13 protein-coding genes are annotated in these 13,558 nt (G+C 32.0%); 5 read left to right on the top strand and 8 right to left on the bottom strand.

Features of this window, described 5'->3' with window-relative positions:
* Positions 1 to 45: 45 nt before the first annotated feature.
* Genes priA through nadC form a run of 4 tightly spaced genes read right to left on the bottom strand, consistent with a single transcriptional unit; the run spans position 46 to position 4,749 of the window.
* Positions 46 to 2,499 (bottom strand): primosomal protein N', encoded by a 2,454-nt coding sequence (priA, locus tag WA327_RS09035; protein WP_407942459.1) that lies wholly within the window; start codon positions 2,497 to 2,499, stop codon positions 46 to 48.
* An 18-nt stretch (positions 2,500 to 2,517) separates the two neighbouring features.
* Positions 2,518 to 2,931 (bottom strand): DUF2147 domain-containing protein, encoded by a 414-nt coding sequence (locus WA327_RS09030; RefSeq protein WP_336068865.1) that lies wholly within the window; start codon positions 2,929 to 2,931, stop codon positions 2,518 to 2,520.
* 1 nt (position 2,932) lies between these two features.
* Entirely contained in the window at positions 2,933 to 3,853 is a 921-nt protein-coding gene (locus WA327_RS09025; protein ID WP_336068863.1) for a YihY/virulence factor BrkB family protein, read from the bottom strand.
* Positions 3,854 to 3,888: 35 nt separating this feature from the next.
* A complete protein-coding gene (nadC, locus tag WA327_RS09020) occupies positions 3,889 to 4,749 on the bottom strand; it encodes a carboxylating nicotinate-nucleotide diphosphorylase (RefSeq protein ID WP_336068860.1) in 861 nt (286 codons plus the stop codon).
* Between the two features lie 113 nt (positions 4,750 to 4,862).
* On the opposite strand from nadC, the gene rlmH reads away from it, so the two are divergent.
* A complete protein-coding gene (rlmH, locus tag WA327_RS09015) occupies positions 4,863 to 5,336 on the top strand; it encodes a 23S rRNA (pseudouridine(1915)-N(3))-methyltransferase RlmH (RefSeq protein WP_336068859.1) in 474 nt (157 codons plus the stop codon).
* A gap of 286 nt (positions 5,337 to 5,622) precedes the next feature.
* On the opposite strand, the gene hpf is transcribed toward rlmH, so the two are convergent.
* The gene (gene hpf / locus WA327_RS09010; protein ID WP_336068856.1) at positions 5,623 to 5,922 is read right to left on the bottom strand and encodes a ribosome hibernation-promoting factor, HPF/YfiA family; all 300 of its coding nucleotides are present in this window, start codon (positions 5,920 to 5,922) and stop codon (positions 5,623 to 5,625) included.
* A gap of 131 nt (positions 5,923 to 6,053) precedes the next feature.
* Between hpf and WA327_RS09005 the strand changes: the two genes are divergently transcribed.
* The 3 genes from WA327_RS09005 to WA327_RS08995 all read left to right on the top strand — a co-directional run bounded on the left by WA327_RS09005 (position 6,054) and on the right by WA327_RS08995 (position 9,572).
* Positions 6,054 to 6,629 carry a non-canonical purine NTP diphosphatase gene (locus WA327_RS09005; RefSeq protein WP_336068854.1) on the top strand — a complete coding sequence of 192 codons (576 nt, stop codon included), beginning with the start codon at positions 6,054 to 6,056 and terminating at the stop codon, positions 6,627 to 6,629.
* A gap of 204 nt (positions 6,630 to 6,833) precedes the next feature.
* Positions 6,834 to 8,639: a DEAD/DEAH box helicase gene (locus WA327_RS09000; RefSeq protein ID WP_336068852.1), complete on the top strand. Its 1,806-nt coding sequence runs from the start codon at positions 6,834 to 6,836 to the stop codon at positions 8,637 to 8,639.
* Between the two features lie 87 nt (positions 8,640 to 8,726).
* Positions 8,727 to 9,572, top strand: a complete 846-nt coding sequence (locus WA327_RS08995; protein WP_336068850.1) for a carboxypeptidase-like regulatory domain-containing protein — start codon at positions 8,727 to 8,729, stop codon at positions 9,570 to 9,572.
* Here the strand turns inward: WA327_RS08995 and WA327_RS08990 are convergent.
* Complete coding sequence (locus tag WA327_RS08990) at positions 9,569 to 10,228, bottom strand: RNA methyltransferase (protein ID WP_336068848.1); 660 nt, start codon at positions 10,226 to 10,228, stop codon at positions 9,569 to 9,571. The two genes, WA327_RS08995 and WA327_RS08990, sit on opposite strands and share 4 nt — an antisense overlap.
* A gap of 68 nt (positions 10,229 to 10,296) precedes the next feature.
* On the bottom strand, positions 10,297 to 11,118 hold the full coding sequence (locus WA327_RS08985) for a CHRD domain-containing protein (RefSeq protein ID WP_336068846.1): 822 nt from the start codon (positions 11,116 to 11,118) through the stop codon (positions 10,297 to 10,299).
* 95 nt (positions 11,119 to 11,213) lie between these two features.
* Here WA327_RS08985 and WA327_RS08980 point away from each other — a divergent pair, with 95 nt between their 5' ends.
* Positions 11,214 to 11,888, top strand: a complete 675-nt coding sequence (locus WA327_RS08980) for an NAD-dependent deacylase (RefSeq protein ID WP_336068844.1) — start codon at positions 11,214 to 11,216, stop codon at positions 11,886 to 11,888.
* 3 nt (positions 11,889 to 11,891) lie between these two features.
* Here the strand turns inward: WA327_RS08980 and WA327_RS08975 are convergent, their stop codons facing one another.
* Entirely contained in the window at positions 11,892 to 13,529 is a 1,638-nt protein-coding gene (locus WA327_RS08975; RefSeq protein WP_336068841.1) for an ABC-F family ATP-binding cassette domain-containing protein, read from the bottom strand.
* Positions 13,530 to 13,558 lie beyond the last annotated feature (29 nt).

The following is a 13,558-nucleotide window of genomic DNA, read 5'->3' as shown; positions in this document are numbered from 1 at the left end:
TAAAATCCTGCTTCTTTTTGAAGTGGGATTTTTTAATGAATATAATTAATAATTATCCACATTCATTATTAAACGTACCGCTTTAAAATCTGCTATGGCGCTAAAAGTAGTTTCGACTCGCTTTATAGCTTCTTTTGTCTTACCCAAATGTTGGCCTTGCGGAATTTTAATCAATATATTTTTATGGTATTGATTTCGTATTCTTGATACTGGTGGAAATTCTGGTCCTAAAACATTATTTTTAAATAATTGAACCAATGCTTTAGCTAACCAATCTGCTGCCAAATTTACTTTATTATAATCACGATGTTTTAGGGTGATTTTTATTAAACGATAAAATGGTGGATATTTATAATTATAGCGTTCTTCTAGCTGTTCTTTAAACATTCCAATATAATCGTTTGTTGAGACTTGCTGTAAAATTTTATGATACGGATTATAAGTTTGTATCAAAACCTTTCCTCTTTTTTCGGTACGTCCTGCACGACCAGAGACTTGTAACATTAATTGAAAACTTCTCTCATGTGCTCTAAAGTCTGGGAAATTCAACATATTATCGGCATTCATTATACCTACTAGTTTGACATTTCTAAAATCTAAACCTTTGGTTAGCATTTGTGTACCAACCAAAATATCAATTTCTTGTTGCTCTAAAGCGGTAATAATTTTCTCGTAGCCAAATTTTCCACGTGTAGTATCTAAGTCCATTCTTGCTACTTTAAAATCAGGAAATAACTCTTTTACCTCAGCTTCTATTTGCTCTGTACCAAAACCTACGGCATCTAAATCTGGCGTACCACAAGCCATACATTTTTGCTGCATAGCAATACCATAACCACAATAATGACAACGCAATTGTTTACGGTATTGATGGTAAGTTAAACTAACATCACAATTTGGGCATTGTGGCGAGTGACCGCAAGTTGTACACTCTACAATTGGTGAATAACCGCGTCTATTTTGAAACAAAATAACTTGATGTCCTTCTTTTAATGTTTCTGTCATTTCTTCTATTAAACGATCAGAAAAATGACCTTTCATGCGCTTTTTTTTGTGCTTATCTTTTAAATCAACCAGCTCAATATCTGGCATTTGCACATTATTATAACGCCTGTTTATTTCGACTAAACCGTATTTATTTTCTTGTGCATTATGATAACTTTCAAGGCTTGGCGTAGCGCTTCCTAATAAGATTTTCGCCTTAAAAAAAGATGCCAAAACTACTGCTGCATCACGTGCGTGATAACGTGGTGCTGGATCAAATTGTTTAAAAGATTGTTCATGCTCTTCATCTACTATGATTAATCCTAAATTGTCAAAAGGCAAAAATATAGATGATCGTGCACCTAAAATTATTTTCGCTTTCGCGGAATTATGTAGCACATTATTATAAACCTCAACACGTTCATGCGCTGAGTATTTACTATGAAAAACAGCTACTTGTTCTCCAAAATAATCTTGCAAACGACTAACCAATTGTGTAGTTAATGCAATTTCAGGAAGTAGATACAAGGCTTGTTTTCCTTCAGCTATAACATCTTCAATTAGCTTTACATAAACTTCTGTTTTACCTGAAGATGTTACACCATGTAACAACACAACGTTTTGGTTTTTAAACTGATTTTTTATTTGTTGTAAAGCTTCAGTCTGATATTGATTTAACTGCTTACTTTCTGAGTTTTCTTCACCATTATATTGTACGCGATCGGTTTGGATATGATATTCTTCTAAAATATTTTTATCTACTAAAGTTTTAATGGTTGTAGATGAAGTTTTGCTAACCTCTACCAACTCTGAAACTTTAACTGGTTTTTTAGTTTTTGCCGAAATAGAAAAGAGATTTAAAATGACCTCTTTTTGTTTGGTTGCATTTTTATTTAAATCTTCTAACAATGAATTCAAAGCAGCTTCTGAAGAATATTCGCTACTTAATTTTACGTATCTAACGTATTTAGGCTTGTACTTTTCATAGATTTCTTCATTAAGAATTACCGCTTCTTTTTCGACTAAACGTTTAACTACCGGAAGTACATTTTTTTTATCTAAAATGTTAGATATGTCCTGAATTTTTAACGACGATTGATGTTGCAATGCTTCATAAATCAAAAACTCGTCATCTTTTAAATCTTCGTCATTAATTACTGATGTATTATTTGGGCTTATTATAGTTTCACTTTCTAACAAAAAAGCGTTTGGTAAGGCTGCACGCATGACTTCGCCTTCTGTACACATGTAATATTTAGCTATCCATTGCCATAATCTAAGCTGTTGTTGAGTAACGATTGGAGATTCATCTAAAATTTGATGAATGTCTTTAGCATCATAAACCAAAGGTGCTGTTTGATGGATATTTGCAACAATACCTGTGTAGATTTTTGTTTTTCCGAAAGGAATTGATACACGCATACCGATTTGCAAAAACTCACTTTCGGCTTGTGTAATACTGTAAGTAAAGCGTTTTTCTAACGGAATTGGTAAAATGACGTCTATAAAATGCAAATTAATTTTGTTTAAAAGTTATTTTACTTTTTCCCAATATTGAGTAGAATAAATAAATCCTAAGTAACCTCTTACTTGAAGTTGTCCTTTATCATTAACAGCTAACCTTAATTTATAAGAGCTTCCGTTTTGAGGATCTAAGATGGTGCCGTGTTTGTAATATTCGCCATCTTTAACTGCATCTTTTATAATGACTAAACCTAAAATAGGTTTATTATAATCTTCGCCTTCACATTCTGTACATAAAGCATCAACTTTAGACTGGTCGTTGATCTTTACTATTTTACCGTAAATAACTCCGTTTTCCTCATAAATTTTCACGATAGACTTTTCTTCACCTTTATTATTAATGGTTTGCCATTCGCCAAAAATATCTTGTGCAGACATTGACAAAGTGAAAAACAATAGTAATAATGTGATGTTTTTTTTCATCTTAAAAACTTTTTCTGAGTTGTTTTAGTGAAATATTTAGCTCAAAACCTAACAGTAAGATATTGGCATTTAACCAAAGATAAAAAAGCAATATTAGTAATGCACCGATTGAACCATAAAGTTCATTGTATTTGGCAAAATTTTCGATGTAAATACCAAATAAATATGAAGTTAACATGATTAAAACTGTTGTAAATAATGCTCCTATTGAAAAGAATTTTGATGTTTTACCTTCTGCTGTACCAAAATAATATAGCACTGCAGTTGCTAAATACACCATAATTACAAAGAAGACATATTGTGCAAAATTAGCCCAGAAGTCAGTATTTCTGGAGTCTATATAACCTTCAAAAGTTGATAAAACATAAATTTGAAAATAACCTAAAACCGCTACAGTAATAATTAGTAAAAAACTTAATATTAAAGCTATTCCTAAAGCATAAAGATACTGTTTAATGACATTTCTGGTTAATTGTTCGTGATAAGAATTTTCAAAACCAGAAAACAAAGCATTAACACCATTTGCCATTAAAAAAATGGATAATACAAATACTGATGAAATTAATCCTTCCTTATTTCCTTCGATGTTATTAAAGATGTTTTCGTAAAAGAAATCTGTTGTTGTCGCTGGTAAAAATGATTCTAAAAAGATTAGAAATTCTGATTGAAAATCGTCTATTGGCACATAAGGAATCACAATTAAAATAAACAACAAAAACGGAAACAATGCCATAAAAAAGCTATAAGCAATAGCACTTGCTCTTGCTGTTAATGCGCCTTTTGCAATACCAATAATGTACAATTCTAATAAATCGTAAAGCGATAAACCTTCTAATCCTGGTAGCTTGATTTTACCCAATAATCTAACAATTACGTTTACTACAGGTATTTTATTTAGCTTGTCCTCTATCGCTTTTGACATATTATTGACTTACGAATTACAGTTTTTTAATTTGACTACTCTACCGCTTTTAAGCTTAAATCTTTGTTATATACTGAGTGTGTTAACGCACCAGAAGAAATATAATCTACACCGCAAAGCGCATATTCTCTAATAGTATTTTCGTTAATTCCTCCAGAACTTTCGGTTAAGCATTTATTACCTATAAGTTTTACTGCTTCTTTGGTGTCTTTGTAATTAAAGTTATCAATTAAAATGCGATAAACACCATCTGATTTTAAAATTTCTTTGATTTCGTCTAAATCACGAGCTTCGACAATAATTTTTAAATCGCGATTAGTATCTTTTAAATATTGTTTGGTTTTGTCAATTGCTTTTGTGATTCCGCCAGCAAAATCTATATGATTATCTTTAAGCATAATCATATCGTATAATGCAAAACGATGGTTTTCTCCACCTCCAATTTTTACAGCCCATTTTTCTAAAGCTCTAATACCCGGCGTAGTTTTACGTGTGTCTAAAACTTTAGTTCCTGTACCTTCTAAAAGATCTACAAATTCTCTTGTTTTGGTAGCAATTGCACTCATACGCTGCATAGCGTTTAACACTAAACGTTCTGCTTTTAAAATAGATTGTGAAGCACCTGTGACATAAAACACAATATCTCCGTATTTAACATGACTTCCATCTTCAATCAAAGTTTCTATTTCCATTTTTGGATCTACGTAATGGAATACTTTTTTAGCAAATTCGACACCAGCAATAATACCTTCATCTTTTACTAAAAGTTTAGCTTTTCCTTCAGCAGAAGCTGGTATACAAGCCAGACTACTATGATCACCATCTCCTACATCTTCTCTAATAGCGTTGGCTATGATTAATTCTATTTCTTTATCAAATTGCGCTTGACTGATCATGTTTGTATTGTTTGGTGTAAAAATAGTAAATTGAATGACGTTTTACGATTATAGATTTATGATTTTTTTATATGAAATTTATTCATCATCATTCATAAAGTGTAAATTTGCGCATGACCATCAAACTACTAGCCATAGGAAAAACAGACAATAAGCAATTACAACAGCTTATTGACGACTATACAAAACGATTAGGCTTTTATATAAAATTTGAATTAGAGATAATTCCTGATTTAAAAAAGGTAAAAAACCTAAGCGAAGACCAACAAAAACAAAAAGAAGGCGAACTTATCTTAGCCAAAATAACTAATACAGACGTATTAATTTTGTTAGATGAAAACGGTAAACAATACGATAGCGTACAATTTGCTAATTACTTACAAAAACATATGAATTCTGGAATTAAGCAACTGATTTTTGTTATTGGCGGACCATATGGTTTTAGTCCTGAAGTATATAACAAAGCACAAGGAAAAGTCTCTTTGTCAAAAATGACATTTTCGCATCAAATGGTACGTTTATTTATGATAGAACAACTGTATAGAGGTTTTACCATATTAAAAAACGAACCTTATCACCATAGGTAATTACTTTAGGCTACATTGCTTTTGTTTACAATATCGTCTATTTAACAAGCCATTTGTAACCGTAGATAAAGCAATTACCAAAATAAAAAAGACATCCCAGTTTTCACTATCCTTAAACAAGATTGCTGATAATAAAATAACAGATGCCCAAACGATAGAATTTATAATAATTAATTTTTTCATACTTATTTGACGCACTAATTTTAAAAAAGTTACAAAAACAAATAAAAAAAAGGCTGATATAAGATTTTACTTATTATCAGCCTTTAAAAAATATATTTAGAAGTTAGTGGTTAGCAAATGTGTGCTTACGTTTTTTAAGCTGCTTTTCTAAATCTTTAATAGCATGTTTAACAGCTTTTTCGTAATTATCTTCATTAGCAGTAGCAAAAATTCGTGGACCTGGAACACTTAATTCCATTTTACAAATTTTACCTTTAATTGGATCATGTTGCTCTTTTTCAAAGTGAACTTCAGCGTTAATTATCCAATCAAATTTTTCACTTAAATTATTTAATTTTTCGGTTACGTAAGTGTTCATAGCTTCGCTGGTAGCCATATGAACGTATTGGATATTAATTGTCATTGTTTTTGGGTTTTGTATTAAACTATACTCAAAGATACCATAGATAATCCGTGATAAAAATGACATAAATCATGTAATAGAAATCTTAAAACACACATATTTAAATTACATTTGTAGCAAACCATTTTAAGATGAAATTAGTCTTCGCTACCAACAATTTAAATAAGCTAAAAGAAGTACAAAGTTTAATACCTAAACACATTACTTTATTAAGTTTAAAAGACATAGAATGTTTTGAAGATGTGCCAGAAACCCAAAATACCATTGAAGGTAACGCCATCCAAAAAGCAGAGTACATCAAAAATAATTATGGATACGACTGTTTTGCAGACGATACAGGATTAGAAGTTGAAGCTTTAGATAATAAACCTGGAGTTTTTAGTGCACGCTACGCCGGACCACAACGCGATGCAAATGACAATATGAATTTGTTACTTACTAATCTAAAAGATAAACCTAACAGAAATGCGCAGTTTAAAACAGTTATTGCGCTACACTTAAACAATACGTTAGAAACGTTTACTGGAATTTGTAAAGGTGAAATTACAACCGAAAAACATGGCGAAAAAGGTTTTGGCTACGATCCTATTTTTAAACCAAAAGGCTACCAAGACACTTTTGCCGAAATGGATTTAGAATTAAAAAACAAAATTGGGCATCGTGGTAAGGCTGTAAAATTGTTGGTTGATTTTTTAAATAAAATTTAGCATATATTAAAGCTTTACTAAATATTTTACCAAAACATTTAAATCTCAAATAAAAGACTATCTTTGCACGCTGAAACTCAAATCATTTTGAGAAAAAAATTCCTCAGAGAGAGGATGTGTTACTAGAAGTTTTAGGTTTAAGTTTGTTCAATTCGCTTCTATAGGTAACACCAACATAATGCAATTGAATACTTAGATTTTAGAATGAGCACATTCCAACAACTTGGTCTTGACGCTAATTTGCTTCAAGCTATTACAGACTTAGGTTTTGAAACGCCTAGTGAAGTTCAACAAAAAGCAATCCCAACTCTTTTAGAAAGCGAACGCGATCTTGTAGCATTAGCACAAACTGGAACTGGTAAAACAGCCGCTTTTGGTTTCCCAATGTTACAAAAAATAGACGTTAACAGTCGTACCACACAAGGGTTAATACTATCTCCAACGCGTGAGCTTTGTTTACAAATCACCAACGAAATGAAACTTTACGGTAAGTACCTTAACGGACTTAACGTTACTGCAATTTATGGTGGATCAAGCATCACAGAACAAGCTAAACAAGTTAAACGTGGCGCACAAATTATTGTAGCTACACCTGGTCGTATGAAAGATATGATTAGCCGTAATTTGGTAGATATTACTAAAATACAATATGCTGTTTTAGATGAAGCTGATGAAATGCTAAATATGGGATTTTATGAAGACATCAATGATATCTTAAAAGATACTCCTATAGATAAAAGCACATGGTTATTTAGCGCAACAATGCCACAAGAAGTAGCACGTATTGCTAAAGACTTTATGAGTAATCCTTTAGAAGTAACCGTTGGTAATAAAAACGAAAGTACTTCTAACGTATCACATGAATATTATTTAGTAAACTCTCGTGACCGTTATTTAGCTTTAAAAAGATTAGCAGATGCTAACCCAGATATATTTTCAGTAATATTTTGTCGTACAAAAAGAGATACACAAAAAGTTGCAGAAAAACTTATTGAAGATGGTTACAATGCTGGAGCATTACATGGCGATTTAAGTCAAAATCAACGTGATTTGGTAATGAAATCTTTTAGAAACAACCAAATACAAATGCTTGTAGCTACAGATGTTGCTGCTCGTGGTATTGATGTAGATGACGTTACACACGTAATTAACTACCAATTACCTGACGAAATTGAAACCTATACTCACCGTTCTGGTCGTACTGGACGTGCTGGTAAAACTGGTGTTTCTATGGTCATTGTTTCTAAAAGTGAGGTAAGAAAAATTAAGAGCATCGAGCGTATTATAAAACGTGAATTTGATAAGAAAGAATTACCTGATGGTATGGAAATTTGCGAAGTGCAATTAATGTCTTTAGCAAATAAGGTTCATAACACAGAAATGAATCACGAAATTGATGCCTACTTACCAAGCATTAATGAAATTTTTGAAGACACTTCTAAAGAAGAATTGATTAAAAAATTCTTTTCTGTAGAGTTCTCGCGTTTCTTCAACTATTATAAAAATTCTAAAAACTTAAACGTAGAAGCATCTTCGCAAGACAACAGCAAATCTTCTAGCGGTGATAGTACAAGATTTTTTATCAATGTTGGTAGAAAAGACGGTTATGATTGGATGAAACTTAAAGACTATTTAAGAGATACTTTAGAACTTGGTCGTGATGATGTATTTAAAGTAGATGTAAAAGATAGTTTCTCGTTCTTCAACACAGAAAAGGAACACCAAGAAAAAGTATTAGCTTTCTTTACAGATTTTAAAGAAAACGGACGTTTTATTAATGTTGAAATTACTGAAGATCGTGGCGGACGTGACAGAAAACGTGGTGGCGGAAGACGTCGTGATGGCGGTAACGACCGTAAACGCAGAAGCGACAAACCAAAAGGCGAAAGACGTAGCAGACGTAGTGAAGATTTTGGAGGCAACAAAAACAACAAAAAAAGTAAACGTAGTGACAGGGATAAATCTGAATTTAAATCTACACACGGTAGACCAAGACGCTCTAGACGTTAAACCTTTTTGTTAATATTTAGTCAAATATATAAGAAGACGCTATCAATTAGCGTTTTCTTTATTATTTTTAGAGCATTAAATAATTAAATGAAATCATTTTTAACCCTTTTATTAGTAGTATTTAGTATTCAGCTTGGTCTTGCTCAAGACACAAAAGAAAAAGATGATAAAAACACTACACCAAAAACAACTGTAGATTCTACTCAAATTAAAAAAGAATCTACCGTTAAAGGGATTATTATTGATGCTACAACAAAAAAACCACTAGAAAACGTAAATATTGTTAATCTTAACCAAGTTATTGGTACGGCTACTAACAAAAAAGGTGAATTTGAATTACGTGCAGTAGCAAATGACACTTTACACCTTTCTTATCTTGGTTTTAAATCGGTTAAGGTTAAAGTAACTAACGACTGGATTAATAAAATTGAAAAATCTACAATAACATTAACCGAGCTTGCGTTAGCTTTAGAAGAAGTTGTTGTAAGCGAACTTAAATTGACAGGTTATCTTGAAGTAGACATTAAACAAGTTAACGTAAATAACAACTATAGATATAGTATTAGCGGATTAAGTACAGGTTACGAAGCTGGAAAAAAGCAACCTAATGCCATCAACAAAGTGTTAGGCTCCATTTTCAATCCTCTTGACTTTTTATACAACACCTTTAGTAAAAAAGGAACCGAGTTACGTAAGCTTAAAAAGATGAAAGAAGATGACAACATCCGAAACACTTTAGCTGAACGTTTTGACCGTGATATGTTAACCGCTTTACTTGGCGTTACAAGAGTTGATTTAGACGAAATTGTAAGTCAATGTAACTATTCTGCTGAGTTTGTTAATACAGCAAACGACCTTCAAATATTGGATGCTATTAGTGAATGCTACGAAGAATACAAAGTATTAAGTAGAACACGTAAAAAGCGTCTTTAGCTTTTAGCTAAATAAAATCGTTCTACAATTTCATCATAGCTTTTAATTGTTTTTTTACACCAATCTAAACGCTTTTCTAACTTTTCAGTTTCGGTTAATTGCCAATTTACAACTGTTTTTTTCAGTTTACTAGTTACGTGTTGTAAGATTATTGCTGCGCTTACAGAGATATTTAAACTTTCAGTAAAGCCAACCATTGGTATTTTTAAATAAGCGTCTGCTTGTTGTAACACCTCATCAGATAATCCTTCGGTTTCTCTTCCAAAGAAAAAACAAGACTTTTTAGTGACATCAAAATCTGACAAATCACAATCGTTAATATGTGGTGTTGTTGCTACAATTTGATATCCTTTAGATTTTAAATCTTTGATACTATCTTTTACAGTATGAAAACGATTTAAATCTACCCATTTTTGTGCGCCCATTGCAATCTCTCGGTCAATACGTTTGGTATTTTGTTCTTCAACAATATTTACTTCTTGTATTCCAAAAACATCACAACTACGTATCACTGCGCTTGTATTATGTAATTGATATACATCTTCTGTCGCAACAGTAAAATGCTTTGTACGTTGGTCTAGTACTTTATGAAAACGCTCTAAACGATTTTCAGTTAAATAGCCTTCTAAATGTTCTAAAAGTTTAATATCTACCATGGGCTAAAAATAAAAAAACCTGACAGTTATTTACTATCAGGTTCGTTTTTATATTTAAAATTTTACTTTTAATTAGCGCCAATATTTCCTTGTGCTAAGTGATAATTTGTGGTGGATTCACTTAAAACAACATCTACGTAAGCATCTAAAGTTAATAAGTCTTGATATAGTAACGGATTTCCGTTTTCATCTTGATCAATATTAGAATATCCTATTCCCGTTGTACCATCTATATTATTAAATGCAAACAAAAGATTACCAGGCGCATTAGCTAAATCACCAGTAAAAATATAAGCAGGATGTGATCCTCCTGAAGGTAAACCTGAAAGATTGAAAGTTGCTAACGCTTCTCCGTTAATTCGTTCTGTAAAAGTTACATTTCCTGTTACTCCAGCTAAATCTGCCTCTTGTAAAGTATAAGAAGTTGTGTTTTGCGTTAATTCATTTTGACCAATATCTACAGTTGCAACAACTTGAGAGTTGTTAGTATCTGCATGTACAGCCAAATAACCATCCATATTAAGTAATTGTTGGTAAGTAATTTGCGTACCATCATCTTTTATGTTGAAAGTAGAAACACTTTCTCCTGTCTCACCAGAAGTAGAAACTAAAGTGATACTAATTGGACCAGTTTCGGCAGCAGTATTAGAATGAATGTGAGCAGGTAACGTTGCACTAGACGAAGTTCCTGTTAAATTCAATTCAACACTTATTGTTCCGTTAGAATTATTAATAAATCTAGCTGTACCTGACACATTATTGCCATTTGTTGGTTGTAGTTGGTACGTTTTTGAGGCAATTTCTACAACGCCATCAACGTCATCTTTAGTACAACTGGTTATGAATACTAAAAATGAAACAAGTAATGAAAGTCTTTTTAAGTTTTTCATGGATTAAAAATTATTGATTAGCTTTAATTAATTGTTTAAGAATTGTAGCGACTCAACCTTAAACTGCATTTACGCTGTAAAAATATAACAAAAAAATGAAACATCTTGTAGTTTTAACAGGCGCTGGCATGAGTGCTGAAAGCGGATTGAAAACCTTTAGAGACGAAAACGGTTTATGGGAAGGACATGATGTAATGAAAGTAGCTTCACCACAAGGTTTTGCTAATAATCCCGATCTAGTTTTGGAATTTTACAACCAACGTAGAAGACAATTAAAAACGGTACAACCAAATGCTGCACATGAGGCTTTAGCTAAACTTGAAAATGACTTTAAAGTATCTATAGTTACTCAAAATGTAGACGATTTACATGAACGCGCAGGAAGTAGTAACGTAACTCACTTACATGGCGAATTATTTAAAGCAAGAAATATTGCTGATGACAACTCTGTCGTTGATTGGAAAAATGATATTGTTTTAGGTACTACTGATAAAAACGGAATACAATTAAGACCACATATTGTTTGGTTTGGAGAAGATGTTCCGTTGTTTGAAAAGGCTATTAACATCTGTCAAACTGCAGATGTTTTATTAATTATTGGTACCTCTTTACAAGTTTATCCTGCTGCTAGTTTAATGCATTATACTTCTAAAGATATACCTAAATTTTATATAGATCCAAAACCTTCTATAGCATCAAAAGAAAATTTAACCGTAATAGGTAAAACTGCTACAGAAGGTATTAAAGATTTTATAAATGAAATACGTTAGTGGTTATTTATTAAAGTTAATATCTGCTATTCTTTCAATACGGTTACGTTCTAAGAAAGCGTCTATAGTTTCAAAATGTTCTATAACGCGTTGATTTTTAAATTCGAATACTTTTTGAGATAAACCTTGCAAGAAATCACGGTCGTGAGACACCAAAATTAATGTACCATCAAACTCTAAAAGTGCTTCTTTTAAAACGTCTTTAGATTTTAAATCTAAATGGTTTGTTGGTTCGTCTAAAATCAACAAATTAACTGGTTCTAAAAGCAATTTAACCATTGCTAATCTGGTTTTTTCTCCTCCAGATAACACACCAACTTTTTTATCAATATCATCACCAGCAAACATAAAACGACCTAAAATATTCTTTATTTGGGTTCTAATATCGCCTTGCGCAACTTCATCTACAGTTTGAAAAATAGTCAATTCTTCATCTAATAAAGAAGCTTGATTTTGAGCAAAATAACCAACTTTAACATTGTGTCCTAATTGGCAAGTACCATCAACTTCTATTTCGTTTAAAATGGCTTTTATCATTGTAGATTTTCCTTCACCATTTCTTCCAACAAAACAGACTTTTTCACCTCTTGCTATAGACATATTTGCATCTTTAAAGACAACTTTATTATCGTATGCTTTTGAAACGTCTTTAACCGTAACTGGATAATCTCCAGATCTTGGTGCTGGCGGAAAACGTAATTTTAATGAAGAATTATCTATTTCGTCAATTTCAATAATTTCTAACTTTTCAAGCATACGCTCGCGCGAAGCAACTTGATTAGTTTTAGAATATGTACCTTTAAAACGTTCTATAAACGCCATGTTATCGGCGATAAATTTTTGTTGTTCTTGATATGCTTTTAATTGATGGCTACGTCTATCTGCACGTAATTGCAAATAGTGACTATAATTGGCTTTATAGTCGTAAATACGTCCCATAGTTACCTCAATGGTACGATTGGTAATATTATCAATAAACGCTCTGTCATGTGAAATGACCATAACTGCATTGGCTTTATTGACTAAGAAATCTTCTAACCAAATTACAGATTCAATATCTATGTGGTTTGTAGGCTCATCTAACAGGATTAAATCTGGTTTTTGTAAGAGTATTTTAGCCAACTCGATTCGCATACGCCAACCACCAGAAAACTCATTGGTTTGACGGGTAAAATCTTCTTGTTTAAAACCTAAACCTTTAAGTGCTTTTTCTACTTCGGCATCATAATTAACATCTTCTAAAGCATAATATTTTTCACCTAAATCGGACACTTTTTCTATGATAGACATATACTCGTCACTTTCGTAATCTGTACGTGTTTCTAATGCTTTGTTAAGCTTTTCCATTTCATCTCGCATTTCAAAAACATGTTTAAATGCTTTTGCTGCTTCTTCAAAAACGGTACAATTATCTTCAGTTAATAAATGTTGTGGTAAATAGGCGATTACTGCATCTTTTGGTGCACGCACATGTCCTCTAGTTGCATTTTGCACACCTGCAACAATCTTCATCATTGTAGATTTTCCTGCACCGTTTTTTCCCATAAGGGCAATTTTATCGGTTGGATTTATAACGAAAGACACATCTTTAAATAGTGTTGTTCCGCTAAATTCTACTGCTAAATTATCTACTGAAATCATAAAAAAATAACCCTATAAGTTTAGGGTTG

The organism is Mesoflavibacter sp. CH_XMU1404-2 (assembly GCF_037029465.1).
Taxonomy (GTDB): domain Bacteria; phylum Bacteroidota; class Bacteroidia; order Flavobacteriales; family Flavobacteriaceae; genus Mesoflavibacter.
Note: the sequence above shows the minus strand (reverse complement) of the source record. Positions and strands in the feature narration are given on the sequence as shown.